General features: G+C 71.2%; 24 protein-coding genes and 1 riboswitch. Of the genes, 10 read left to right on the top strand and 14 right to left on the bottom strand.

The genetic code is table 11. The features are described 5' to 3' along the window. Nucleotides 1-101: 101 nt before the first annotated feature. Nucleotides 102-1244 (bottom strand): glycosyltransferase family 4 protein, encoded by a 1143-nt coding sequence (locus ACFC0D_RS33390; protein WP_329121487.1) that lies wholly within the window; start codon nt 1242-1244, stop codon nt 102-104. A 92-nt stretch (nt 1245-1336) separates the two neighbouring features. Between ACFC0D_RS33390 and ACFC0D_RS33395 the strand changes: the two genes are divergently transcribed. Beyond that, nucleotides 1337-2599, top strand: coding sequence for a glycosyltransferase 87 family protein (locus tag ACFC0D_RS33395; protein ID WP_376444273.1), 1263 nt, complete (start codon nt 1337-1339; stop codon nt 2597-2599). On the opposite strand, the gene ACFC0D_RS33400 is transcribed toward ACFC0D_RS33395, so the two are convergent. After that, nucleotides 2538-3884: an MATE family efflux transporter gene (locus ACFC0D_RS33400; protein ID WP_376444276.1), complete on the bottom strand. Its 1347-nt coding sequence runs from the start codon at nt 3882-3884 to the stop codon at nt 2538-2540. The genes ACFC0D_RS33395 and ACFC0D_RS33400 overlap by 62 nt on opposite strands. A 94-nt stretch (nt 3885-3978) precedes the next feature. On the opposite strand from ACFC0D_RS33400, the gene ACFC0D_RS33405 reads away from it, so the two are divergent. Beyond that, the gene (locus ACFC0D_RS33405; RefSeq protein WP_376444327.1) at nt 3979-4509 is read left to right on the top strand and encodes a PadR family transcriptional regulator; all 531 of its coding nucleotides are present in this window, start codon (nt 3979-3981) and stop codon (nt 4507-4509) included. A gap of 60 nt (nt 4510-4569) precedes the next feature. On the opposite strand, the gene ACFC0D_RS33410 is transcribed toward ACFC0D_RS33405, so the two are convergent. From ACFC0D_RS33410 to ACFC0D_RS33430, 5 genes are all read right to left on the bottom strand, one after another. Next, nucleotides 4570-5766: a hypothetical protein gene (locus ACFC0D_RS33410; protein WP_376444278.1), complete on the bottom strand. Its 1197-nt coding sequence runs from the start codon at nt 5764-5766 to the stop codon at nt 4570-4572. A gap of 73 nt (nt 5767-5839) precedes the next feature. Beyond that, on the bottom strand, nt 5840-6859 hold the full coding sequence (locus tag ACFC0D_RS33415) for an NlpC/P60 family protein (protein WP_376444281.1): 1020 nt from the start codon (nt 6857-6859) through the stop codon (nt 5840-5842). 186 nt (nt 6860-7045) lie between these two features. Beyond that, nucleotides 7046-8074 carry an NlpC/P60 family protein gene (locus ACFC0D_RS33420; RefSeq protein ID WP_376444329.1) on the bottom strand — a complete coding sequence of 343 codons (1029 nt, stop codon included), beginning with the start codon at nt 8072-8074 and terminating at the stop codon, nt 7046-7048. 256 nt (nt 8075-8330) lie between these two features. Further along, entirely contained in the window at nt 8331-9695 is a 1365-nt protein-coding gene (locus ACFC0D_RS33425; protein ID WP_376444283.1) for an NYN domain-containing protein, read from the bottom strand. Between the two features lie 34 nt (nt 9696-9729). Further along, on the bottom strand, nt 9730-9972 hold the full coding sequence (locus tag ACFC0D_RS33430) for a hypothetical protein (RefSeq protein ID WP_260228851.1): 243 nt from the start codon (nt 9970-9972) through the stop codon (nt 9730-9732). A gap of 150 nt (nt 9973-10122) precedes the next feature. On the opposite strand from ACFC0D_RS33430, the gene ACFC0D_RS33435 reads away from it, so the two are divergent. From ACFC0D_RS33435 to ACFC0D_RS33465, 7 genes are all read left to right on the top strand, one after another. Continuing rightward, entirely contained in the window at nt 10123-10836 is a 714-nt protein-coding gene (locus tag ACFC0D_RS33435) for a rhomboid family intramembrane serine protease (RefSeq protein WP_376444286.1), read from the top strand. An 83-nt stretch (nt 10837-10919) separates the two neighbouring features. After that, nucleotides 10920-11201: an Lrp/AsnC family transcriptional regulator gene (locus tag ACFC0D_RS33440; protein WP_017238849.1), complete on the top strand. Its 282-nt coding sequence runs from the start codon at nt 10920-10922 to the stop codon at nt 11199-11201. Nucleotides 11202-11284: 83 nt separating this feature from the next. Further along, nucleotides 11285-11548 carry a small hydrophilic protein gene (locus tag ACFC0D_RS33445; protein WP_376444290.1) on the top strand — a complete coding sequence of 88 codons (264 nt, stop codon included), beginning with the start codon at nt 11285-11287 and terminating at the stop codon, nt 11546-11548. Continuing rightward, entirely contained in the window at nt 11523-12968 is a 1446-nt protein-coding gene (locus tag ACFC0D_RS33450; RefSeq protein WP_376444292.1) for a sensor histidine kinase, read from the top strand. The genes ACFC0D_RS33445 and ACFC0D_RS33450 overlap by 26 nt, the downstream gene beginning before the upstream one ends. Further along, nucleotides 12965-13624 (top strand): response regulator transcription factor, encoded by a 660-nt coding sequence (locus ACFC0D_RS33455; RefSeq protein WP_376444296.1) that lies wholly within the window; start codon nt 12965-12967, stop codon nt 13622-13624. The genes ACFC0D_RS33450 and ACFC0D_RS33455 overlap by 4 nt, the downstream gene beginning before the upstream one ends. 73 nt (nt 13625-13697) lie before the next feature. Further along, a complete protein-coding gene (locus tag ACFC0D_RS33460; RefSeq protein ID WP_376444299.1) occupies nt 13698-15128 on the top strand; it encodes an SLC13 family permease in 1431 nt (476 codons plus the stop codon). After that, a complete protein-coding gene (locus ACFC0D_RS33465) occupies nt 15125-16276 on the top strand; it encodes a glycerate kinase (RefSeq protein ID WP_376444302.1) in 1152 nt (383 codons plus the stop codon). Before ACFC0D_RS33460 ends, ACFC0D_RS33465 begins: the two co-directional genes overlap by 4 nt. A gap of 10 nt (nt 16277-16286) precedes the next feature. Here ACFC0D_RS33465 and ACFC0D_RS33470 read toward each other — a convergent pair whose 3' ends face one another. The 6 genes from ACFC0D_RS33470 to ACFC0D_RS33495 all read right to left on the bottom strand — a co-directional run bounded on the left by ACFC0D_RS33470 (nt 16287) and on the right by ACFC0D_RS33495 (nt 23430). Next, nucleotides 16287-17693, bottom strand: coding sequence for an aminotransferase class V-fold PLP-dependent enzyme (locus tag ACFC0D_RS33470; RefSeq protein WP_376444305.1), 1407 nt, complete (start codon nt 17691-17693; stop codon nt 16287-16289). A gap of 189 nt (nt 17694-17882) precedes the next feature. After that, a riboswitch (SAM riboswitch) is annotated at nt 17883-17999 on the bottom strand. 77 nt (nt 18000-18076) lie between these two features. After that, nucleotides 18077-19141, bottom strand: a complete 1065-nt coding sequence (gene trpD / locus ACFC0D_RS33475) for an anthranilate phosphoribosyltransferase (protein WP_376444308.1) — start codon at nt 19139-19141, stop codon at nt 18077-18079. Nucleotides 19142-19261: 120 nt separating this feature from the next. Next, nucleotides 19262-20887 carry a cytochrome bc complex cytochrome b subunit gene (locus ACFC0D_RS33480; RefSeq protein WP_376444311.1) on the bottom strand — a complete coding sequence of 542 codons (1626 nt, stop codon included), beginning with the start codon at nt 20885-20887 and terminating at the stop codon, nt 19262-19264. Further along, nucleotides 20884-21936 (bottom strand): Rieske 2Fe-2S domain-containing protein, encoded by a 1053-nt coding sequence (locus tag ACFC0D_RS33485; RefSeq protein WP_376444314.1) that lies wholly within the window; start codon nt 21934-21936, stop codon nt 20884-20886. The genes ACFC0D_RS33480 and ACFC0D_RS33485 overlap by 4 nt, the downstream gene beginning before the upstream one ends. Further along, nucleotides 21933-22742, bottom strand: coding sequence for a c-type cytochrome (locus ACFC0D_RS33490; RefSeq protein ID WP_376444316.1), 810 nt, complete (start codon nt 22740-22742; stop codon nt 21933-21935). The genes ACFC0D_RS33485 and ACFC0D_RS33490 overlap by 4 nt, the downstream gene beginning before the upstream one ends. Before the next feature lie 67 nt (nt 22743-22809). Then, a complete protein-coding gene (locus ACFC0D_RS33495; RefSeq protein WP_376444318.1) occupies nt 22810-23430 on the bottom strand; it encodes a heme-copper oxidase subunit III in 621 nt (206 codons plus the stop codon). A 177-nt stretch (nt 23431-23607) separates the two neighbouring features. On the opposite strand from ACFC0D_RS33495, the gene ACFC0D_RS33500 reads away from it, so the two are divergent. Beyond that, the gene (locus tag ACFC0D_RS33500; protein WP_376444321.1) at nt 23608-24009 is read left to right on the top strand and encodes a hypothetical protein; all 402 of its coding nucleotides are present in this window, start codon (nt 23608-23610) and stop codon (nt 24007-24009) included. Between the two features lie 3 nt (nt 24010-24012). Here the strand turns inward: ACFC0D_RS33500 and ACFC0D_RS33505 are convergent, their stop codons facing one another. After that, complete coding sequence (locus ACFC0D_RS33505) at nt 24013-25266, bottom strand: Ig-like domain-containing protein (RefSeq protein ID WP_376444324.1); 1254 nt, start codon at nt 25264-25266, stop codon at nt 24013-24015. Between the last annotated feature and the right edge of the window lie 175 nt (nt 25267-25441).

Genomic DNA, 25441 nt, shown 5'->3' on the forward strand with positions numbered 1-25441 from the left:
GGGTGTGGGACAACGTCGCCACACCCCGGAGGCGGCGGCTCCCCGCCGCGGGCGTACCGGGCCGGGAGCCGCGCGGGCAACGGCCCGGCAGGAACCCGGTCCTACAGCAGTTCCTTCAGGCGCTCCGCGAGCAGGTCCCAGCGCCAGCGGTCCTCGACCCAGGCGCGGCCCCGCTCGCCCATGCGGGCGCGCAGGGCGGGGTCGAGGAGGAGGGTCGCGATGCGGTCCGCGGACTCCTCGGGTGCGTCGCCGCGGACGACCCAGCCCGTTTCGCCGTCCAGGACCGCGTCCGGGGCGCCGCCCGAGTCGCCGGCGACGACGGGGAGGCCGGTGGCCGAGGCCTCCAGGTAGACGATGCCGAGACCCTCGACGTCGAGGCCGCCGCGGCGGGTGCGGCAGGGCATGGCGAAGACGTCGCCGGCTCCGTAGTGGGCCGGCAGCTCCTCCCACGGCACCGCGCCCGTGAAACGTACGGAACCGGCCACCCCCGTCGTGGCCGCGAGGGACTTCAGGTCCTTCTCGTAGGGGCCGCCCCCGACGATCAGCAGCACCGCGTCCGGCACCCGCCGCAGGATCTCGGGCATGGCCCGGATCAGCGTGTCCTGGCCCTTGCGCGGGACGAGCCGCGAGACGCACACGACCACGGGCCGGTCGCTGAGCCCGAGGCGCTCCCGTACCGCCTCGCCGCCCGAGCCCGGGTGGAAGGTCTTCTCGTCCACGCCCGGCGGGAGCTGCACCATGCGCGCGGCCGCCTCGGGCGTCAGCGCCGCCGCGATCCGCGAGCGCGTGTACTCGCCGAGATAGGTGAGGGTGTCCGTGCCCTCGCCGATACGGCGCAGGAGCTGTCGAGCGGCCGGGAGCTGGGCCCACCCCGCCTCGTGTCCGTGCGTCGTCGCGACGAGCCGCCGCGCACCCGCGCGACGCAGCGCGGGGGCCATCAGGCCGAGCGGTGCCGCCGCCCCGAACCACACGGATTCGCAGCCGTGCTCACGCAGCAGCGCGGTCGCCCGCGCGGTGACGCGAGGTGTGGGCAACAGCATGGTGGTGCTGTCCCGCACCACCGTGAAAGGCTGCTCCGCGTCGAACGCGGCGGTCGCCTCGATCCCCTCGCGGCTGCGCTTCCACGTGGAGGCGTAGACCACGATCCGCTCGGGATCCAGACGCAGCGCCATGTTGTGCAGGAACGCCTGGATTCCGCCGGGCCGGGGCGGGAAGTCGTTGGTTACGATCAGGGTCTTGTGCATCGTCGCCGAATGTACGTGACCGCACCCCCCGCCCGGCAACACACCCTCCGCAGGCGCGGACCGACCGACCGACTGGAATGGACGAGGTAGGAATGACGGGCGTACTGGGTACGGCTGCCGAGCGCGCGAGAAGAAACCCCGTCCTCATCTGGGGACTCACCCGGATCATCCTGCTCCTCTGTGTCTTCAAGGTCGTCACCGTCCCCGGGCCGGACGTCACGAGCGACATCGAGCACATCTACCAGGGCTGGTACGAGGTACTGAAGACCGGCACGTATCCGCTGGACGACGTGACCTGGCAGTACCCGCCGCTCGCCGCCCTGGCGATCCTCGCCCCCGCCCTGCTGCCGTTCCTGGAGTACTCCGCCGCCTTCTTCGTGCTCGCGTTCCTCTGCGACGCGCTCGTCTTCGGGCTGCTGATGTATGCGGGGAAGCGGCGGGGCCGCAGCCCGCACGGCGCGTGGATCTGGATCGCGGGCGTGCCGCTGCTCGGCCCGACCGCGTATGCCCGGTACGACCTCATGGTCACCGCCGTCGCCGTGGCCGCGCTCCTCGCGGGGCTCTCCCGCCCCGGGGTGCTCGGCGCGCTGGCCGGCTTCGGGGCGATGCTGAAGGTCTGGCCGGCGCTGCTGCTCGCGGGCACCCCGCGCGGCCGCGCCACCTTCCGCTCGTGGTCGACGGCCGCGGGCGCCGCGGCCGGGCTGCTGCTTCTCTGCGTGCTCGCGGCGCCGGGGGCACTGGCCTTCCTGACCTTCCAGCGCGACCGGGGACTGGAGCTCGAGTCCCTGGGCGCGATGCTCTTCCATGTCGCCCGGCACATCGGCTGGGAGGGCGAGGCCCGGATGAACTACGGCTCGATCGAGTTCCTCGGCCCGTACGTCTCCACGGTCTCCTCGATGGCCATGGCCCTGACCATCGCGGCCTTCGCCTGGTTGCTGGTGTGGCGGATACGGGCCCGAGCCTTCACGACGTCGACTCCGGCGGACGTGGCGTTCGTGGCGGTGCTGCTGTTCACCACCACGAGCCGGGTGATAAGCCCCCAGTACATGATCTGGCTGATAGGTCTGGCCGCCGTGTGCCTGGCCTACCGGGCGAGCCGGATGCGGCAGCCGGCTCATCTGGTGGTGTGGGCGACGGCGGTGACGCAGTTCGAGTTCCCGGTGTGGTTCTCCCATGTGACGGACAGCGATCCGCTGGGCATCGGCCTGCTGCTGATACGGAACGGGCTCCTGGTCGCCGCGTCGGTGTCGGCCTGCCGCATCCTGTGGCGGCAGACGGTGACGGAGCCGCGTCTCACCCCGGCGAAGATTCCGGTTCAGCAGTCCGAGCGCGCGAGGCGCCTGCCCGTCGGCTGAGCGGCGGGGTACGGCGGTGCATCAGGCCGGCGAGGGCCGCGCACTGCGCCGCAGTCGCGAGACCCATGGCCAGGCAGATTCCGGGCAGCCCCAGGCCTGAGAGCACATACGCGAGAGGCAGCTGGAACAGGACGCCGGCGACGGTGATCCGGGCGAGCCGCGGGCTGTCGCCGCTGCCCTCGAAGACCCCGGCGAGGGCGATGAACCCGGCCATCAGCACCAGATGGGGCCCCAGGCAGCGCAGGAACAGGGCGCCGGCGGCCACCACGTCCGGCTCCGCGCCGAAACCCCGCATGACAGGGCCGGCGACGAGGAACAGCAGAGCGGCGGCGGCCGTACCGATGGCTCCCCCGAGGAACAGGGCCTGTCGGCCGACGGCCCGGCGCTCGTCCTGGCCCGCCCCGAGCAGATGCGCGGTGTGGATGGCCGCGGCCTGGCGCACGGCGTAGAACGCCATCGTGGCGACGTACATGGCCTTCGTGGCGATGCCGTACGCGGCGACCTGGGTGACACCGAGCCGGGCCACGACGGCGACCAGGGCGAGGGCCCCCAGCATCCGCACGACGAAGTCGACGGACATGGGCAGCCCGGTGGCGACGGTACGGCGCAGGGCGGCGGCCGTCCCCTCCGAGGGCGAGGCGGCCCGCGCGGCCCGCAGGAGCGGGTTGCGGCGCAGGGCGAGGAGTCCGGCACCGAGGGCGACCGTGCGGCCGACGACGGTGGCGACGGCGGCGCCCCGCACTCCGTACGCGTGGATGAGCAGCGGGTCGAGGACCAGGATCAGTCCGTTGGCGAGGAAGGCGAGTCGCATCGGTGTGCGGGTGTCGCCCGCGCCCTTGAGGATGCCGTCGAGGACGGTGAGGGCGAAGAAGACTGCCGTGCCGGGGAGCGAGATCGCGAGGTAGCCGGTGGCGAGGGCGCGGGCAGGGGTGTCGGCGCCGCCGAGGACGAGCCCGGCGAGGGGTTCGCGCAGCAGATAGCCGCCGAGGGCGACGGGCGGGACGAGCAGCGCGCCGAGCAGCCGTCCGCCGCGGACGGCTGCCCGTACGGCGCCGGGGTCCTCGGCGCCTCGGGCGCGGGCGACGAGGACGGTGGTGCCCGAGCCGGCCATGAGCACGATGCCGAGAGCGACGTTCTCGACGTTGGTGGCGACGGCGACGGCCGCGACGGCGTCGCCGCCGAGGCGGGCGACCCAGACCATGCCGATGATGCCGGCGGCGACCGCGGCGAGGAGCTCCCCGTAGACGGGGTACGCGAGCCGGATCAGTGTGCGGCGGTGTGTCATCGACTCCCCCTCTAAACGAGCTACATCGATTCGAGGTAGCTCGATAAGAGGTAGCATGGCCAGGGGATCCTGGACAAGCGCGAAGGAGGAGCGGGTGCTGGAGCTGACGATCCTCGGCTTCCTGTACGAGAAGCCGCTGCACGGGTACGAGCTCAAGGACCGCATCCAGGGGCTGAGCGGCCATGTGCGCCCGGTCAGCGACGGCGCGCTCTACCCGGCGATCACCCGCATGGTGAAGGCCGGGCTGCTCGAGCGCCGTACGGAACCGGGCACGAGCGCGGCCCCGCGGCGGATGCTGTCGCTGACCGCCGAGGGCCGGGCGGAACTGTTCGCCCGCCTCCGCGATCCGAAGGACGCCGAGATCACCGACGGCCAGCGCTTCTTCACGCTGCTGTCCTTCCTCGGGCTGCTCCCGGACCGCGCGGCCCAGGCGGCCGTCCTCCGCCGACGCCAGGCCTTCCTGAACACCCCCGCCAGCTTCTTCTACAAGGACGGCGCCCCGGTGCGCGCCGAGGAGGAGCGGGATCTCTTCCGCCAGGGCATGCTGCGCATCGCCCGTGCGACGGGGACGGCGGAGAAGCAGTGGCTGACGGAGGCGTTGGCGGAGCTGGACCCCGAGCCCTGACACCTGGGGCGAGCGGCTCCGAACCCGAGCCCTCACGCCCCGGGGCGGCGGCCCCGTCGGTCAGCTCAGCCGGTCCCGCAGAAAGGCTCGCCAGGCCGCCGTGAACTCCTCCGGGCTCGTGCCGAGGGTCTCGGTCAGCGCCTTCTCCACGGCACCCTCGCGACCCGGGTGGGCGCCCACCGCACGGTAGAAGGCCGTCAGCTTCGCCTCGCCCCAGCGTTCGGCGATCAGCTCGCAGGCCAGCCAGCCGCCCTCGTACGCCCGTGCCAGCGCTTCCGCATCGCCGCCGAAGGCGAAGGCCTTGTCGTCCGGGAGGACCGCCGGGACGTCGCCGGCCCGGACCGCGCGACGCAGCTCCGGGGCCGCCTGGGCGGCCGTGCGGCCCGTGCCCCGGTACGCGACCCAGTCGGCGAAGCCCTCCGACAGCCACACGGGCGTGGCCGCCGAGGTGGCGGTGCGGGTGGCCACATGGGTGGTCTCGTGCGTGAGGACGACCTGCTGTCCGAACTCGCCGAGGACCCCGTACGCCTCGGGGTTGACGATCACCCGGTCCGCCGGGGCGTCCGGCCCGCCGCCGACCTCCCCGGTCGTGACCGCCGCTATCCCCCGGTAGGAGGTCGCCGGCGCCCCGAGCAGGCCGCCCATGGCGTCCAGGGAGGCCGGGACGAGCACGACGACCCGGCCCGCCCAGGGCCGGGACCAGGCGGCCGAGACCGCGGGCACCGCCCGGTCGGCCGCCGCCGCGATCGCCTTCAGACGCTCCTCCGACTGCCCGACGCCGAGGACGAGGCTGCGCGCGCCCCGTACCGCCTCCACGTCTCCCTGCTGCCACAGCTGCTGGGCGGCGCCCTTGCCGGGCCGGTCGGCGGTCACGTACCAGCGGCCGTCCCGTTCGGTCAGGTCGAGGACGCGCTCCGTGGTGACGGGCCCGGAGTCGTAGCCCTCGACCCGGTACGTGAGGTCGGCGCGGGCCGTCGCCCGGTCGTCGCCCGCCCGGTCCCCGCCCTGCCGCTCGACGGCCTTGAGCCGGTAGCCCCACGAGGCCAGTGGCACCTCGGCCAGGTGGTCGAACTCCTCCAGGGCGGCGGAGGCGCGCGCCGGGTCGAGCGTGACCGCGTAGGCCGCCTCGTCCCGGGCGAGCAGCGCCCGCGCGTGCCGGTCGAGGAGCGTCTGGATCTCCTGGGGGGCGGGATCCGGAGGCTCGGGGGACCCGCACCCGGCGAGTGCCAGAAGGCCGGCCAGCAGACCGACTGCCACCCGACGTGCCCCTCCATGCCCCTGACCTGCCACGCCATCGATCGTACGGGCAGACGTACGCGCAGGCGTACGGTCAGACTCGCGTCACCGTCACGTGGGACATCATCCCGACCGGGTCGTAGCGCACCCGCGCCCCGGGGTACGGCGCGTGGATCACCTGCCCGTTGCCCGCGTAGATCCCGACATGGCTGGCGTCGCTGCGGTACGTGACGAGGTCGCCGGGCTGCGCCTGCGAGAGCGGCACCTGCCGTCCTGCGTACCGCTGCGCGGAGGAGGTCCGCGGCAGGCTGATCCCGGCCTGCCGGTAGGACCACACCATCAGGCCGGAGCAGTCGAAGGCCCGCGGGCCGGTCGCGCCCCACACATAGGGCATCCCGATCGCCCTGCGCGCCGCGATCACCGCGGCGGCGGCGCGGGAGGAGGCGGGGCCGAGGTCGGAGAGCGGCGGCAGCTCCTCCTCACGGCCGGAACGGGAGGCCCGGGCGTCCTGGTCGAACTCCGCGCGGTCCTCGGCGCTCAGGGACGCCAGGACCCGGCGGGCCTCGGCGAGCTTCCGCTCGACGGTGCGCTTGTGCTTGGCGACCTGGGTCCGGCTGCGCTCCAGTTCGGCGAGGAGCCGGCCGGCCTCCGTCCGCTTCTGGGTCAACCTCCGCTGCTCGGCCTGGAGCTGGCCGAGCGCCACGCCCTGCCGGGCGGCCACCCGGTCGAGCACGGAGGCCCGGTCGAGGTACGAGTCGGGGTCGGAGGAGAGCAGCAGCGCGAGGGCGGGGTCGATGCCGCCGGAGCGGTACTGGGCTCCGGCGACCGAACCGAGCGCGCCCCTCATCCGGTTGATCCGCTCCTGGCCGCGTGCCAGGCCGTCCTGCGCCCGGGAGACCGACCTGCGCAGCGTGTCCGCCCGCTCGTCGGCCTTGTTGAAGCCCTCGGTGGCCCGCTCGGCCTCCTCGAAGAGCCGGTCGACCGTGGCCTTGGTCGCGGCCTCCGGGGCGCCGCCCGGGTCGGCGCTCGCGGGGACGGCGCCGAAGGCCGTGGCTGCGGTGGCCGCGGCGGCGGTCAGGACGGTGACCCTCGCGGGTCGTCGGTGGGACGCCACGTATCGCGCTCCGTTCGGCTGTTACCCAGACTGGCGCGGCAGACAGTAGCCGGTGATCACTCCCCGTCCAACGAAGGCGCCGGGCACACAAAGTGACGCCCCGCCGGAGACCACAGGTCACCGGCGGGGCGTCACGTCAGCGAAGGATGCGACGAACCACCCGATTGGGCGTCATGTCGGGATGCGTCAGATACGGACGCCGAACTGGAAGGTGCCCATGTAGCTCATCGACTCGTAGCGGACCGAGGCACCCGGCTTGGGGGCGTGCAGGATCTGCCCGTTGCCCGCGTACAGGCCCACGTGGGACAGGCTGTTGAAGAAGACCAGGTCGCCCGGCTTGAGCGCGCTGCGGCCGATCTTCACACCGTCGTTCTGCTGGGTGTAGGTGGTGCGGGTGAGCGTGACGCCGGCCTGGCGGTAGGCCCACTGCGTCAGACCGGAGCAGTCGTACGAGTTGGGGCCCTCGGCGCCGGAGACGTACGGCTTGCCGATCTGGGTGGCGGCGGCGCTGAGCGCGGCCTGGCCACGCGCGGAGGCCGGGACCTCGTTGCCGAGGTCGACGCGGTCGCCGGCGGCGCGGCTGGCGCGCTGCTCCTCTTCCTGCATCTTGGCCCGCTCGGCGGCGGTCAGGGTGTTGAGGAGCTTCTGCGCCTCGGCGAGCTTGCCCTGGAAGGTCTTCTTCTTCTCGCCGAGGGTCTTGCGGACGTCCTCGAGGTCGGCGAGCTTCGTCGTCGCCTCGGCGCGCTGCTGGGCGAGGGTGCGCTGCTTGGCCTGGATCGACTGGAGCACGTCGGCCTGCTTGGCGCCGAGCTGGTCGATCGCGGACGCCTTGTCGAGGTAGGTGTCCGGGTCGGAGGAGAGGAAGAGCTGGAGGGCCGGGTCGATGCCACCGGAGCGGTACTGCGCGCTGGCGACCGAACCGATGCTGTCCCGCAGGGTGTTGAGCTCCTGCTGACCGCGGGCCACCTTGTCCTGGACGGCCCCGATCTCCTTCTGCAGCTTGCCCCGGCGCTCCTCGGCCAGGTTGTACTGCTCCGTGGCCTCCTCGGCCTCGTGGTGCAGCTTGTCGACCTTCGACTTCACGTCGTCGATCTTCGGCTTCGGAGCCGCCTGGGCGCCGGCCTGGGAGGAGAGCGCGACGGCCGCTGCGGCGGTCGCGGTGAGCACGGTCACACGGGTGCGGCTCGGCTGCTTGGGACGACGGTGGGACGCCACGAAGGCGATCTCCTTCTTCCTCGAGCCGCCCAACCAGGCTGCGGCAGGCGGTTCCTCCGCTGCCATCCCGGATGGATGATCAACCGCGCGAAGGTTCGAGGCCTGACCCTAGTGACCAAGTTGTGATCAGTTCAAATCCTCACGAGCAAAATCTCGCGCACGCGGCACTTTATTTCCACACACCACACAGGCAGTAGCGGCCACTTGACCGTGCGCCCTCCAGAATTCGGGCATTACGCCCAGGAGTTATGAGGTGTTACGAGGTGCGCGAAAGCCGCTTCAGCAACAATGCGGACGTGACCGGCCGCGCACCGGCCTTGGCCACACCGTCGGCGACCTCGCGGTCGGTGGAGACCACGACGACCGGCCGGCCCGGCGGCTCGGCACGGACCAGCTGACGGATCAACTCGTCGGCGGTGACGCCCGGCTTGGAGAACAGCACCCGCACCCCGCGCGGCGGGGCCAGCAGGACCGGGGCCGCCAGCTCCGCCCCGTCGAAGACACAGGTGATCTCGGCGCCCGAGCGGGCCGCGAGCGCGGAGAGTCCGCCGAGCAGCCGCAGCCGCTGCTTCTCCAACGGCATCGTCGGATAGCCGGTCTTGGTGACGTTGTAGCCGTCCACGACCAGATGTGCCTGCGGCAGGGCGAGCAGCTGGTCAAGGAGCGCGGGGTCGGTCTCGGAGAGCGCCCGGGCCGCGATGTCCTTCGGCGACATCCGGCCGGGCTCCACCGCGTCGACGGTGTCGGCGGGATGGATCGAGACGGGCGGCAGGGCCAGTTCGCGCCGCAGCCCCTGCGCGGCGTCGAGCACGGTGTCGAGCAGCAGGCGCAGCCGCATGTCCTCCACGGAGCGCCCCTCGCGGGCGGCCCGCCGGCTGGCCTCCAGGGCCGCCTCGACCTCGCCGAGCCGGGCCTTGAGCCGCCGGGTCTCGCTCTCGGCGGCCGAGACCTGCGCCGCCGCCTCCGCCCGGAAGGTGTCGATCTCCGCCTGCGTGCGACGCAGGGCGGCCTCACCGCGCTTCACATCGCTCTGGGCGCTGCGCAGCTTGCGGTGAAGCGATTCCGCTTCCTTGCGGGCCGCCTCCAGATCGGTGCGCAGCTGCTCGGTCTCCGCGCGGCCGCGCTCCTTGGCCGTGGATACCTCATCGCGCAACCGCTCCAGCTCGCGCCGGCCCGCCTCGTCGGCCCGCTCGGCATCCGCGCGCTGGGCCTCCTCACCGGCGGCGGCGACCAGCTTGACCCAGCCGGCGGGGCGCAGGACATAGGCGGCCGCGGCCACGTCGACGGGGTCGGCGGCGGCGGGCGGGGCGCCGGACTCGACGGCCCCGGCCAGCTCGGGCTGCGCCTCCTTGAACCGCTCGCCGATCCGCTGCCGGAAGAGCGGGTCGCCCTCCAGGGCGGCGGCCATCGCGTTGCCCGCGAACTTGGCCCGCCTGCTCGCGGTGAACCGCGCGTACTGCCGCAGGGGTGCCGGAAGCTCCGCGACGGTCAGCCCGCCGAAGGCGTCCGAGACCAGCGCGACGACCCTCCGCCGTACGCCGTCGGGCAGCGGCCGGTCGAGCGTCTCGGCAGCGTCACCTGCCGCGCCGGCCGGTTCACCACCGTGCGCGGGCTGCTCCACGATCCGTCACCCCATCGTCATACGCACCGCTCCGTCAGGAGGCGGTACCGGGCCTGTCCACCAGTTCGATCTGATCCACCGCGTTGCACCAGCGGCAGCGGACCGACTCGATGGTCTCACTGACCACCTCGCGCTCCTCGACCTTCGGTTCGCCCGCGAGGTCCAGATGGACGTACTCGACGACCTTGGAGGAGCGGGTCACGTCGAACCGGGTCAGATTGCCGCAGAGCGTGCAGCGCCAGCGGGTCTCGGCGGTCGGCAGGGGAACCGTCGTCATCGTGCCGTCCTCTTTCATGATGCGAGTGCGGGTGCCGCGGTGCGCCGTCGAACTGCGGAGGTACTGCCCGTCACCCTACGGCCTCGCAGGTACCCCGTGTCGCGGCGAGGCACTCTGTCCAGTTGAGCACCGTTACGCAATGATCTGTCCATGATCGACCGGCGGCAGACCGACTGGCGGAAGGCGGCCCTCGGCGCCTGGCGGGGCGCCCGGAGCGGACCGGCGGTGACGTACGGCCTCATCGCGGCCTGCTGTTTCACGTTCCTGATCAGCCCGGTGTCCGGCCTCGATCCGGGAACCGGGACCGGGGACGCGGCCCTCGCGGCGCAGAGCGCGTACTTCCACCGCTGGGGAGTCGTGCCGGCCGAGCTGATGAGCAGCGAGCCACGCACCCTGCTCACCCCGCTCACCGCCCTCTTCGTCCACGGCAGCTGGCTCCATCTGCTGGGCAACATGCTGTTCCTGTACGTCTTCGGCGCGATGGCCGAGGAGCGGATGGGTGCCGTCCCGTTCCTTCTCTTCTACCTCGGCTGCGGATATCTGGCCCTGCTCGGCTACGCGGCGGCGTACGCGAGCAGCGAGCAGACGCTGGTGGGGGCGTCGGGGGCGATCTCCGGGGTCCTCGGCGCGTTTCTCCACCTCTTCCCCCGCTCCCGGGTGACCAGTCTCTTCCCGTTCCTCTTCTTCCTGCCGCTGCGCTTCCCCGCCTGGATCGTGCTGGTCTTCTGGTTCGTGCTGCAGTGGCTGGCGGCGCGGACGGCCGGGTCAGGACCCGGGGTTGCCTATCTGGCCCATGTGCTGGGCTTCGCCTTCGGCTTCCTCTACGCCTGGGGGCGGTACAGGGGAAGGGTGCAGCGCGCGTAGCGCCTCGTCGGCAGGGTGGTGGCGTGAGGCGGGCGGGCTAGAGTGAAGGTCCAAGCCGCGGCGACCGAGGGAGTAAGCCAGCCGTGATCACCGCGATCGTGCTCATCAAGACCAGTGTGGACCGCATCCCGGAGATCGCGGAGTCGATCGCCGCGCTCGACAGCGTCAGCGAGGTCTTCTCGGTGACCGGCACGTACGACCTGATCGCCATGGTCCGCGTGCCCCGGCACGACGACCTGGCGGACGTGATCCCCGGCCGGATCAGCAAGATCCCCGGTGTCGAGGCGACGGACACGCACGTCGCGTTCCGTACGTACTCCCAGCACGACCTCGAGGCGGCCTTCGCCATCGGCCTGGAGTCCTGACCCGGAGGACACCGCGGTGAAGATGAAGGAATCCTCATCGGGGCCTCATCCTGGCGGCCACCCGCGCGCGCCAGCCTGATCGCATGTCCTTCACCCATCGCATGGCCACGCTCGCCGCCGTCGTCGCCATCCCGCTCGGGATAGCCGCGACGAGCTACGCCCTGACCGACGAGCCCGAGGCTCCCCGGGTGCCGCCCGCCGTGCAGCTCGGCTCCACGCCGAGCGGCTCGACACCGAGCTCCACCCCGAGCCCCGGCGGCACGCCGTCGGCGCCGCCGTCGGACGCGGTGGTGCCCGGACCCTCGGCCACCGGCGACGACGATGACGACCTCGGTGAAGAGGGCTGACCACCGCGTCTCCGCACGCGTCCGCATCCTGCTGTGGCTGCTGTTCGTGATGGCCGTGGCCCTGGCCGCCGTCGCCGTGGCCACCCGCTCGATCCTGCTGCGGGACGTGGACCACCGGATCAACCAGCTCCTGACCCAGGAGACCGGGGAGTTCGCCAACTTCGTGGAACAGGGCGTCGATCCCGCGACCGGGCGCCGGTTCACCGACCCGGACGCGCTCCTGCGGATCTTCCTCCAGCGACAGTACTCCGACCCCGACGAGGAGCTCCTCGGCCTGGTGGGCACCAGTGGCACGGGGCTCCGCGTCATCCGGCAGTCCCGTGACCTCCCCACCACGGTCGCCCTGCACCGCGACCGCGTCTCGCTCGACGCCATCGCCGCGTCCGACGCCTCCTCGGGTCGGATCGAGCGCGCCCGGGGCGAGGTCCGGTGGGCGAAGGTGCCGATAGGGAGCCCCGGCGGCGGGGGCGACTCGGCGTTCGTGGTCGCCTTCCACGCGGACCGCGAGCGGGCCGTCGCCGACGAGGCGTTCCGTGTCCTGCTCGCCATATCGGGCGTGGCACTGCTGATGACGACCGGCATCGGCTGGGCCGTCGCGGGCCGCATCCTTGCACCCGTACGAGTGGTCCGCGCGACGGCCGCCGAACTGACCGAGCGCGATCTGACCCAGCGGATCCCCGTCCAGGGCCGGGACGACATCGCCGCGCTCGCCGAGACCTTCAACGCGATGCTGGACCGTCTTGAACAGGCGTTCGCCGGGCAGCGCCAGTTCGTCGACGACGCCGGGCACGAGCTGAGTACCCCGATCACCATCGTGCGGGGGCATCTGGAGCTGATGGGCGAGGACCCGGCCGAGCAGCGCGAGACCGTCCGGCTGGTGACCGACGAACTCGACCGGATGAGCCGGATCGTGGAGGACCTCCTGCTACTCGCCAAGGCCGAGCGGCCGGACTTCGTCCGCACCGAGCCGGTCCAGCTCGCGGAGCTGACCGCCGATGTCTTCGTGAAGGCGCGGGCGCTGGGCGAACGGGACTGGGCCCTCGAGGGGGTCGCCGACCGGGAGGCCGTCCTCGACCCGCAGCGGATCACCCAGGCGATGGTGCAGCTCGCCCAGAACGCGGTCCAGCACACCGTGCCGGGACAGCGGATAGCGATCGGCTCGCGGACCGCCGAGGGCCGGATCGAGCTGTACGTCGCCGACAACGGCCCGGGCGTCCAGGAACAGGACGCCGAGGTCGTCTTCGAACGCTTCCGGCGGGGCACCGCCCGCCGCGGCGCCCGGACCAGCGGCGCCGGCCTCGGCCTCTCCATCGTCCGGGCCATCGCCGAAGGCCATCGGGGCGGGCGCGTCGAACTGCGCCCGACCGAGGGCGGCGGAGCCACCTTCGTACTCGTACTCGTCCTCGAGGAGTCACCGTGAACCGCATTCTGATCGCCGAGGACGAGGACCGGATCGCCTCCTTCGTGGAGAAGGGGCTGCGCGCCAACGGCTTCACGACCACGGTGGCCGCCGACGGCGACACCGCCCTCCACCGGGCCGTCACCGGCGGCTTCGACCTGATGGTCCTGGACATCGGGCTCCCCGGACGGGACGGCTTCACCGTCCTGCGAGAACTGCGCGAGGCCCGGGTGACGTTGCCCGTCATCGTGTTGACGGCCCGTGATTCGGTACGGGACACGGTGGCCGGTCTGGAGGGCGGGGCGGACGACTGGATGACCAAGCCGTTCCGCTTCGAGGAGCTCCTGGCCCGGATACGGCTGCGGCTGCGCACCGCCACCCGTACGCCCGAGGTGACGGTGTTGCGCAGCGGCGATCTGGCCCTGGATCTGCGCACCCGGCGGGCCAGGTCCGGAGAGCGGACCGTGGATCTGACCGCCCGTGAGTTCGTGCTGCTCGAGCTCTTCCTGCGCCACCCCGGGCAGGTGCTCTCGCGCGTGCAGATCCTGTCCCATGTGTGGGGGTACGACTTCGACCCCGGCTCCAACATCGTGGACGTGTACGTCCGGGCGCTGCGCAGGAAGCTGGGGGCGGAGCGCCTGGAGACGGTCCGGGGCATGGGGTACCGGATGCCCTGACGGGCCGGGCCGATGAACCTCCTTTCATGGAGGGCTCATCGGTGGCTCACCGCCCGCTCGGAGAGTGGTCCGTGTGAACCTCTCCCTCGGTCGGTCCGTGTGGCTCTGCCTGTCCTTGAGCCTCTGTGCCCTGCTCGCCGTACCCGGCGTCGCCCCGGGCCTCGGCGGCGAGGCCCGGCTCACCCTGGCCGTCTTCGCCCTCGCCACCTGCGCCTGGATCGCGGCCCCGGTCGACGACACCCATGTCGCCCTCGGTGCGGGGCTCGCGCTGACGGCGACGGGGGTGATCAGCGCCGACACCCTGTTCGACACGCTCGGCGACGAGACGATCTGGCTGCTGATCTGCGCGTTCGTGCTGGCCGCCGCGGTGACCCGGACAGGGCTCGCCGGGCGGGCCGCGGCCTTCCTGGTCAGCGGGGCCCGTACCGTACGGCAGCTGGTCCATCTGACCACCGCGGCCCTGGTCGTGACCGCCTTCGCCGTCCCGGCCACCTCGGGCCGGGCCGCGCTCGCGCTGCCGGTCTTCCTGTCGCTCGCCAAGGCGCTGTCCGAGCGGCGCCGGCTGGTGGTGATGCTGGCGCTGCTCTTCCCCACGGTCGTGCTGCTGTCGGCGGTGGCGACGCTGATCGGGGCGGGGGCGCATCTCATCACGGTGAGCCTGCTCCTGGAGCGGACCGGTGAGCGGATCGGCTTCGTGGAGTGGCTGGTGCTCGGGCTTCCGCTGGCGGTGGTCTCCTCCCATCTGGCCGCGGAGACCGTCCTGCTGACGACGACGCGCCGGGCGGACCGGCGCGAGCCGGTGCGGATCACCGCCGCCCAGCTCCAGGAGCACTCCCCCACCGCGGTCTCGGGACCGCTCACCACGGAGGAGACCCGGTGCCTGCTGCTGCTCGGGACGGTGATCGCACTGTGGTGCTCGGAGCCTGTGCACGGGGTGTCGCCCGCCGTGGTCGCGCTGATCGGCGCGGTGGTCGCCTCCTCCCCGATGCTGGGGACTGTACGGCTCAAGGACGGGCTGGGGGCCGTGCCGTGGCCGATGCTCCTGTTCATGGCGGCGACCACCGCGATGGGCGTGGCGCTGGTCGACTCGGGCGCGGCGGGGTGGCTGGTCGGCGGGCTGCCGGACGGGATGCCCGCCTGGCTCTTCCTCGCCGTGGTCGTCGTGGTCGGCACGGCCGCGCACCTGGTCCTCCAGTCCCGCTCCGCCCGTTCCTCGGTCCTGGTGCCGCTGGTGATGGCGGCGGCGGTCGGCGCCGGGGTCGATCCGGTCGCCGCCGCGCTCGCCTCCACGGCGGCCGCCGGCTTCTGCCAGACCCTGCCCGCCTCCGCCAAACCGGTCGCGCTGTTCTCCGAACCGCCGGACGGCGTCCCGACCTTCACACCGCGTGATCTGCTGCGGCTCTCCGCAGTGCTCGCCCCGCTCAGCGCCGCGCTGGTGCTGCTCTTCGCCCTCGTCGTCTGGCCGCTGCTCGGCGTGCCCGTCCTTCTGGAGTCCCAGCCATGACCCTTCGTATCGCCGTCGCCCCCAGCGGGTTCAAGGAGTCCCTCTCCGCCCCCGAGGCCGCGGAGGCCATCGCCGAGGGGGTGCGCAGGGCCTGCCCGGACGCCCTGCTCGATCTGATCCCGTTGGTCGACGGCGGGGAGGGTACGGCGCGGGCGCTGGCGGCCGCGACCGGTGGCACGCTCGTGCCCCGGGTCGCGACCGGCCCGATGGGCGCACCCGTGGGGACCCACTTCGCACTCCTCGACGACTCCTCCGCGGTGGTCGAGATGGCGGCCGTCGCGGGCCTCTCCCTGGTGCCGCCCGGGCGGCGCGACCCGGGCGGCACGACCACCTTCGGGGTCGGCGAACTGATCCGGGCCGCGCTGGACGCCGGGGCCGGCCGCATCCTGGTCGGCTGCGGCGACTCCGGCACCTCGGACGGCGGGGCGGGTGCGCTCCAGGCCCTCGGCGCCCGACTCCTGGACGCCGAGGGAGTCGAACTCCCCCTGGGGGGTGGCGCGTTGAGCGGCCTGGCTCGGATCGATCCCGACGGCCTCGACCCGCGGCTCGCCTCCACCGAGCTGCTCGTCGCCTGCAATCCGTACAACGTGCTGTGCGGGGAGCGGGGCGTGGCGCGGGTCTTCGGTCCGCAGAAGGGTGCGAGCCCGGAGCGGGTCGAGGAGCTGTCGGCTGCGCTGGAGCGCTGGGCCGCCGTCCTCGGCCGCGACCTTCCCGGGCCCGTCGATCTGCGAACCGATCCGGGCACGGGCGCCTCGGGCGGTCTCGGCGCCGGGCTCGCCGCACTGGGCGCCCGGCTGCTGCCCCGCTTCGAAGTGCTGCTCGACCGGATCGACCTGGATGCCCGACTGGCCCGCGCCGACCTCGTCATCACGGCCGAGGGCGCCCTGGACGGCCAGACCGTCCAGGGCAAGATCCCCGCCGAGGTGGCCCACCGGGCCAGGTCCCATGGCGTCCCGGTCCTCGCGCTGGCCGGCACGCTGGGGCACGGCGTCCACCATGTGCGGGCGGTGGGGGTGGACGCCTACGGTTCGATCCTGCCGGCGCCGATGGCCCTGCCCGAGGCGCTCCTCCGCGGCGGCGAGTTCCTCGCCGACGCGGCCGAGCGCGCCCTGCGGATGGTCCTGGTGGGGACCCGGCTGGCGGCCTGAGCGGGACGGATCAGCCGCGGTCCGGGACGCAACGGCCGTCCTCGGTGCGGTACTTCCACTGCGCTCCGTCCCGGACGAGCTCCTTCACAGCCCGTACGAAGCGCTCCACGTGCTCGTCCGGCGTACCGGCTCCGAAGCTGACCCGGATGGCGTTGAGCGACTTCTCACCGGGCGCGGCCTCGGGGGCCCCGCATTCGCCCTGGGTCTGCGGGTCGCTGCCGAGCAGGGTGCGGACCAGCGGGTGGGCGCAGAAGAGGCCGTCACGGACGCCGATGCCGTACTCGGCGGAGAGCGCGGCGGCGAAGTGGGAGCTGTTCCAGCCCTCCACCACGAAGGAGATGACACCGACCCGCGGGGACTCGTCGCCGAAGAGCGAGAGCACCTTCACCTCGGGGACCTCGGCCAGACCCTCGCGAACGGTGTCGATCAGGTGCTGCTCACGGGCGACGAGGGTGTCGAACCCGGCCTCGGCGAGCGCCTTGCAGGCGGAGGCGATGGAGTAGACGCCGATGACGTTCGGCGAACCGGCCTCGTGACGGGCGGCGGTGGTGTGCCACTCGACGTCGACACCGCCGTCGGCACGGCGGGCGACCTTCTTGGACGCGCCGCCACCGGCGAGGTACGGCTCGGCCTCCTGGAGCCAGTCCGCACGACCGGCGAGGACACCCGAGCCGAAGGGCGCGTACAGCTTGTGGCCGGAGAAGGCGACCCAGTCCACGTCCAACTCCTGTACGGAGACGCGGTGGTGGGGCGCGAGCTGGGCGGCGTCGAGGACGATCCGGGCACCGTGGGCGTGCGCGGCGGCGGCCAGCTCCTTCACCGGCCACAGCTCCCCGGTGACGTTGGACGCGCCGGTGACGCAGACGAGGGCGGGGCCGTAGGGGTCGCGGTCGGCGAGGGCCCGCTCCAGGGTCTCGACTGCCTGGGCGTGCGTGCGCGGGGCGTTGAGGTAGGTGACCCGGGCGTCCCGCCACGGCAGGAGCGAGGCGTGGTGCTCGGTCTCGAAGACGAAGACCTCGCAACCGGCGGGGAGCGTGGCGGCGAGCAGGTTGAGCGAGTCGGTGGTGGAGCGGGTGAAGACGACCTGGTCACCGGGGCGGCAGTCGAGGAACTCGGCGACGGTGACGCGGCTGTTCTCGAAGAGGTCGGTGGAGAGCTGCGAGAGGTACCCGGCGCCGCGGTGGACGCTGCCGTAGTACGGGGCGTAGGCGGCGACGTCGTCCCAGACGCGCTGCAGGGCCGGTGCGCTGGCGGCGTAGTCGAGCGCGGCGTAGGTGACCTCGCCCCCGGTGACGAGCGGAACGGTGACGTCCCGCCCCAGGACCGGGAGCGGGGCGGCGCAGCAGGGGTCGCCTGCCTCGGAGTCGACGGCGGAGGCGGAAGCAGCGACGGCGGTGGCGTTCGGGTACGCGGACATGGCGGTATCTCCTGGCGGGAATGGCAGCGAAGGGCCCGCAGGGCAGCGCGAAGTGGGGTGCCGCATACGGGTGTTGCCTCGACACACGGTGTTCGTGCGGAGGGTGGGACAACGGGGCCGAAGGCCCTAGCGCATTCGCTTGCTCACGAGACTGCTCCCTTGAGGACCAGGACCCCAGGGTGTCGCAGGGGTCCGCGCTTGCCGTAGACCTTGCTGCCTACGGCCTGGTCTTCACCCGGGGCACCCCGCCACGGACGGAGGGTTGCCGGACAGCCAGCCGGGGCTTAATGGCTGTCACTCATGACCTGGCACAGAACGTATGCCACGTGATCGCCGACGCGCAACCCCGTTCCGGATTCCGGAACGGGGTCCGCGCCGTGCTCCTACCTGTTGCTGGCCGCGACCCAGCGCTCCAGCGCCTGCCTCGCCGCCCCCGAGTCGATCGACTCGGCCGCCTTCGCGATTCCCTCGCGCAGCTGCTCCGCCAGAGTGCCCTCGCCCGGCTCCAGGGCCGTCAGAGCGGCCGCCGAGTTCAGCAGCACCGCGTCCCGTACCGGCCCGGTCTCGCCCGCGAGCAGCCGGCGGGCGACATCGGCGTTGTACGAGGCGTCGGCGCCGCGCAGCGCCTCCACCGGTACGAGTTCGATGCCGACGTCCCGCGGGTCGAAGGCCTCCTCGCGCACCGCACCGTCCCGTACCACCCAGACGCGTGAGGTGGCCGTGGTCGTCAGCTCGTCCAGGCCGTCGTCCCCGCGGAAGACCAGCGCCGAGGAGCCGCGCTCGGCGAGCACCCCGGCCATGATCGGCGCCATCCGGGCGTCGGCCACGCCGGTCGCCTGCGCCTTGACCCGGGCGGGGTTGGTGAGCGGACCGAGGAAGTTGAAGGTGGTCCGGATGCCGAGCTCCTTGCGGGCCGCGGCCACATGGCGCAGCGCCGGGTGGAACTTCACCGCGAAGCAGAAGGTGATCCCGGCCTCCTCCGCGACCTCGACGACCCGCTGCGGGGTCAGCTGGAGATTGACGCCCAGCTTCTCCAGGACGTCGGAGGCGCCGCTCGCGCTCGACGCGGCACGGTTGCCGTGCTTGACGACCTTGGCGCCGGTGCCTGCCACGACGATCGCGGACATCGTCGAGATGTTGACGGTCTTGGCGCCGTCGCCGCCGGTGCCGACGATGTCCACGGACGGGCCGGGGACCTCGATCACATTGGCGTGCTCGTACATCGTCCGGACGAGGCCGGAGATCTCCTCGACGGTCTCGCCCTTGGCACGCAGCGCGACGGCGAAGCCGGCGATCTGGGCGTCGGTGGCCTCACCGCGCAGGATGCGGTCCATCGCCCAGGCGGTGTCCTCGGCGCTCTGGTCGCGGCCGGTCAGCAGTCCGTCCAGGACGGTGGGCCAGGAGCGGCCCGCCGACGTAGGTCCTCCAGCGGGGGTCGCAGCGCTCATGGCAGCTCCTGGTCAGTGCGTAACGGATACGACTCCACCCTATCGACCCACGGGGACGGCAAAGAGCCCCGTCCATCGAATGGACGGGGCTCCCGCTGTGGCGACCTTCTGGTCAGGTGATCAGTGGTGGCCGTGGCCGCTGGTGATCTCCTTGTACTCCTCTGCGGTCGGCTTGGCGATCTGGTGGTCCTCGCCGTAGTAGCCCTTGTTGAGCTTGACCCGGAGCTTCTCCATGCGACCGATCTTGCGCTCCACGCCGTTCTCGTCGACGAGGGGGCCGAGCTCGGCCGGCTTGTTCTGCTCGTGGGCCGTGAGCTTGTACAGCTCGCCCTGGCTGAGCGGCTGGTGCACCTCGACGAACTCGCCGTGCGGCAGACGCTTGATGATGCCGGACTCGCGACCGTGCAGCACCTTGTCCTTGTCCCGGCGCTGGAGGCCGAGGCAGATCCGCTTGGTGACGACGAACGCGATGACCGGTCCGGCGAAGAAGAAGATCCGGACGAACCAGGTGATCGAGTTCAGCGACAGGTGGAAGTGGGTCGCCCAGAGGTCGTTTCCACCACCGACGAGCATGATCATGTACGCGGTGATCCAGGCGACACCGAAGGCGGTGCGCGTCGGAGCGTTGCGCGGGCGCTGCGCGATGTGGTGCTCGCGCTTGTCGCCGGTGATCCACGACTCGATGAACGGGTAGACCGCGATCGCCGCGAGGACCGCCGGGAAGATCGCCAGCGGGATCATCACGCCCAGGACGAGCGTGTGGCCCCAGAGGTTGATCTCCCAGCCCGGCATGACACGGATCAGACCCTCGGCGAAGCCCATGTACCAGTCGGGCTGGGCGCCGGTGGAGACCTGGTCGGGCCGGTACGGGCCGAGCGCCCAGATCGGGTTGATCGAGGCGATCGCCGCGATGATCGCGATGACACCGAAGACCAGGAAGAAGAAGCCTCCGGCCTTGGCCATGTAGACCGGCAGCAGCGGCATGCCCACGACGTTCTTGTTCGTACGGCCGGGGCCCTCGAACTGCGTGTGCTTGTGGTAGAAGACCAGGATCAGGTGGGCGACCACCAGACCCAGCATGATGCCGGGCAGCAGCAGGACGTGCGCCGAGTAGAACCGGGCCACGAAGTCGCCGCCGGGGAACTCCCCGCCGAACAGGAACATCGACAGGTACGTGCCGATGACCGGCACGGACAGGATCGCGCCCTGCATGAAGCGGACACCGGTGCCGGAGAGCAGGTCGTCCGGGAGCGAGTAACCGGTGAAGCCGGTGAACATGCCCAGGAAGAACAGCAGGAAGCCGAACAGCCAGTTGATCTCACGCGGCTTGCGGAACGCGCCCGTGAAGAACACGCGCATCATGTGCACGAACATGCCGGCGAGGAAGATCAGCGCCGCCCAGTGGTGGATCTGCCGGATGAGCAGACCACCGCGCACATCGAAGGAGATGTGCATGGTCGAGTTGAACGCCTCGGACATCAGCTGTCCCTGCAGCGGGACGTAGCTGCCGTGGTACTCCACCTCGTTCATCGACGGGTGGAAGAACATCGTCAGGTAGACGCCCGTGAGGATGATGATGATGAAGCTGTAGAGGCAGATCTCACCGAGCATGAAGGACCAGTGGTCCGGGAAGATCTTCCGCATGTTGGCCTTGGCCAGGGAGTAGATCCCCAGGCGGCCGTCGGCCCAGTCGGCGACCCGCTCACCGGCGGGCGCCTTCTTCTTGGTGTCGGTCACAGTGCTCATCCGCGCTCCCAGAAGGACGGGCCGACGGGCTCGTCGAAGTCGCCGAGCGCCTCGAGGAAGCCCTTGTCGTTCACGCCGATCCGCAGCTGCGGAAGGGCGTGACCGGCCGGGCCGAAGATGACGCGGGCGCCGTCGGAGAGGTCGAAGGTGGACTGGTGGCACGGGCAGAGGACGTGGTGCGTCTGCTGCTCATACAGGGAGATCGGGCAGCCGACGTGGGTGCAGATCTTCGAGAAGGCGACGATGCCCTCGTGCCCCCACTCGAGCTCCTGCTTGTCCTTGATGTCCTCCGGCTGGATGCGGACGATCATCAGGGCGGCCTTGGCGATCTGGACCTGGAAGTCGTGGTCGTGCTCCGACAGACCCTCGGGCATGGCGAAGGTCAGCGAACCGACGGCGACGTCCTCGGGACGCAGCGGCTCGTGCGTGTTCATGTTGATGAGCTGCTTGCCCTTGGCCCACAGGGTGACCCGGAGCTTCTTCTCGGGCAGCGGGCCCATGTCACGCAGCAGCACGATGCCGGAGAGCGGTACGAGCGACAGCGCGCCGAACATCGTGTTGCGGATGAGCTTCCGACGGCCCATGCCGGATTCGGCGGCACCGGCCGCGAAGTCCGCCATGACCTTCGCCTTGGTCTCCGGGGAGGCCTGGATCGGGTGACGCTCGTCGGCGATCTCGACGTCGGACATCAGGGTGCGGGCCCAGTGGACCGCGCCCGCGCCGATGAAGAACAGCGCCAGACCGAGCGTCCACCCCAGGGCGAAGTTGAGCGCGGACACCCGGCCGAACGGCCAGATGTACACGATCTTGTCGACCGGGAAGATCACGTACGAGGCGATGAAGCCGATCGTGGCCAGCATCGACAGCGTGAACATGAAGGCGACCGCACGCTCGGACCGACGGGCGGCCCGCTCGTCGATGTCCTGGATGCGCGGCTTGTGGGGCGGAAGGCCCGGGTCCGCGAACGGGTCGTCGAGGACCTTCACCGCGCCGTGCGCGGTGTCCTGCTCAGCGGGCAGGTTCTCTTCTGGAATCTCTTGGCTACTCATGACTTCTTGGCCTTAGCGGTGTGGGCCGCGACCCAGACGGCAACTGCGATCAGCGCACCGAGACCGAAGACCCAGGCGAACAGACCCTCGCTGACCGGGCCGAGGCCGCCGAGCGAGAGCCCGCCGGGGCTGTCGGCCTTTTCGCCGTTGACGGCCTGGACGTACGCGATGATGTCCTTCTTCTCCTTCTCCGGCATGGTCGTGTCCGGGAAGGAGGGCATGTTCTGCGGGCCGGTCTGCATGGCCTCGTACAGGTGCTTCGGGCTCACGCCTTCGAGGTTCGGGGCGTACTTGCCGTGCGTGAGCGCGCCGCCCTCACCGGTGAAGTTGTGGCACTGGGCACAGTTGGAGCGGAACAGGTCGCCACCACGGGCGATGTCGGCCCCGTCGGGGCTGTACTGCCCCTCCTTCGGCGTGATCGGGCCGGCACCGAGGGAGGCAATGTACGCCGCGAGCTGATCGATCTCAGCCTGCGTGTAGATGACCTTCTTCTTCGGCACCTGGGCGCCCGGCTGCTGGGCCGGCATACGGCCCGTGCCGACCTGGAAGTCCACGGCCGCGGAGCCGACGCCGACCAGGGAGGGGCCGTCGGAGGTGCCCTGACCGCCGGTTCCGTGGCAGCTGGCGCAGCCGACGGCGTAGAGCTTCTGGCCCTCCTCGATGGCGAGGGACTGGGCGGTTTCATCGGCCTTCGCCGTGCCCGCAGGCGCGAACGCGGCGTACAGCCCCCCGGTGGCCGCCAGCGCGAGGAGTAGGACGACGACCGCCGCCAGCGGATGGCGTCGTCGTGCGGAGAGCTTTTTCACGGATTACCCCGGTGTCAGGATCTTCTGCGTCGATGCTTGCTGGATGTGCTCGGGTCCCGGGACCCGATTACTTGATCATGTAGATCGTGGCGAAGAGGCCGATCCAGACGACATCGACGAAGTGCCAGTAGTAGGACACGACGATGGCGGCGGTTGCCTGCTCGTGAGTGAACCTCTTGGCGGCGTACGTCCGGCCCAGGACCAGCAGGAAGGCGATGAGACCGCCCGTCACGTGCAGGCCGTGGAAGCCGGTGGTCAGGTAGAACACCGAGCCGTACGGGTTCGACGAGAGCGAGAGCCCCTCGTGCTTGACCAGCTCGGTGTACTCGAAGACCTGGCCGCCGATGAAGATCGCACCCATCACGAACGTGATGATGAACCACGTCCGGAGCTTCTTCACATCGCCCCGCTCCGCGGCGAAGACGCCGAGCTGGCAGGTGAGCGAGGAAAGCACCAGGATCGTGGTGTTGGTCGCCGAGAAGGGGAAGTTCAAGGCCGAGGCCTGTTCCTCCCAGAACTCGGGACCCATCACCGATCGCAGGGTGAAGTACATCGCGAAGAGGGCCGCGAAGAACATCAGCTCGGAACTCAGCCAGATGATGGTTCCGACGCTGGTGAGGTTCGGTCGATTGACCGACGGGTGCGCGTGCCCGGTTTCTACTGTCGTTACTGTCGCCACGACCGACATTATGTCGGTCGCTTATCCCGCCCTCACTCCGGGGGGTGCCGTTCGGAGTGTCAGGGGCGTGTGTCCAGCCCGAACGGCCCATCGAAGCGGTCTCCCTGGCGGTGTCGAACCGGTGTTGACGGGGTGTGGGACGGAGTAGCATCCGCCGCATCGGTTGATGACCTTCACGGAGGAACGATGCAGTCGAGCGCCACGGTCCTGGTCTACAGCGACGACGCGAACACGCGGGAGCAGGTGCGCCTGGCTGCGGGGCGCAGGCCCGCGGCCGACGTTCCGCCGGTCGAGTTCTTCGAATGCGCGACACTCCCGGCCGTCCTGAAGCGCCTGGACGAGGGTGGTATCGACGTCTGCGTCCTGGACGGCGAGGCCGTGCCGGCGGGCGGGATGGGCGTGTGCAGGCAGATCAAGGACGAGGTCTTCCACTGCCCGCCGGTGCTGCTCCTGATCGGCCGCCCGCAGGACGCCTGGCTGGCCACCTGGAGCCGTGCGGACGCCGCTGTCACTCTTCCGGTGGAACCGGTCGAGTTCGCGGCGTCCTTGGCGGCCCTGCTGCGTTCACGGCTGTCCATCGACGCCTGACGGCTAGATCGACGGCTGCAGGCGGGTCGTGTCGGGCTGGTGGGCGGCGCTCTTGGTGTCGGCCACCAGGGCGCTGCCCTGACGCCACTTGTCCCAGGCCACGTTCCAGTCACCGAATCCGTTCCCGAACGGGTCCATCATGTCGCCGATGCTGTTGACGGTCTGCACGATGTCGCCCGGACGGACGGTCTCGAAGAACCAGGCCGCGTTGCCCGTCGACATGCCGACACAGCCGTGGCTGACGTTGGCGAACCCCTGTGAGCCCACGGACCAGGGCGCGGCGTGGACGTACTCACCGCTCCAGGTCACCCGTGTCGCGTAGTAGACGGGCAGGTCGTACGACTCCGAACTGCCTTCCGCGATGCCGACGCTGGTGCCCCGCATCCGGACGTAGTACTCCTTGCCGAGGACGACTTTGATGCCGTTGCGGGTGGAGAAGCCCGGTTTGCCGGTGGTCACCGGCATGGTTTTGATCACTTCTCCGTTGCGCCGCACGGTCATGGAGTACGAGCCGGCGTCCGCGATGGCCTCGATCCGGTCGCCGATCTTCAGCTTCAACGGCTTCGACTCCCCGCCGTACAGCTTGTCGCCGACCTTGACGCCCGCCAGGTTGCCGGTGACCGAGACCGACGCGCCCGCGGGCCAGTACTCCTTCGGGCGGAAGTGCAGCTTCTTGTCGTCCACCCAGTACCAGGAGCCCACGACGGCGGGCGTGGAGCGGACCTTCAGGGCCCGTTCGACGACCGCCCTGGCCGCCTTGTCCTTGACGGGGACGCTGAGCTCGGCCGTGATGGGCTGTCCGACGCCGTACGTGCCCGCCTCCGGGCCGAACGTCGCGGTCAGGCCCCGCTTGGCGGGGGCCGTCTCGAACGTGAACGTACGGGTGCCAGGGGCGCCGTCCTCGTCCTCCGTGGAGACCTTGACGGTGTAGCGGGCGCCGGCCACCAGCGAGCTCGTGGAGCGCCAGCGCTGGCCGTCCGCGGTGAGCTCGCCCGCCAGGTGGTGCCCGGTCTCGTCGACGGCGGTCACATCGGTGATGCGGCCGTCGTCGCCCTTGGCCGTGATCTCCAGCGCCTTGTCCGGGTCGGCCTTCTTGCCGTCGTCGGGGGCGTTGAAGGAGACCTGCTCCGCGGCGTCGTAGGGCTTCGTGGACAGCGGGTGGCCGTCGGTGCCCGCGCAGGCACCGGCGCTGACGGTGACCAGGAGGGCCAAAAGGGTGCAGCTCAGAACAGTCCGAATGCGCGGCGTGTCGTTCATGACATCACCGTAAGAACAATCCTCGCGCCCAGCGCGTCGAGTGCTGCAAACGAGGGGCCCGGACACATCGGGTGACGAAGTGTCCGGGCCCCACCGGGTGTTACGGGGTGCTGCTTACGCAACTGGTTCTGGTTGTAACCGCGGTAGAAATCGAACACCCAGCCGAACAGACCCA

This window comes from Streptomyces sp. NPDC056222 (genome assembly GCF_042264065.1).
In the GTDB taxonomy this organism is placed as follows: Bacteria; Actinomycetota; Actinomycetes; order Streptomycetales; family Streptomycetaceae; genus Streptomyces.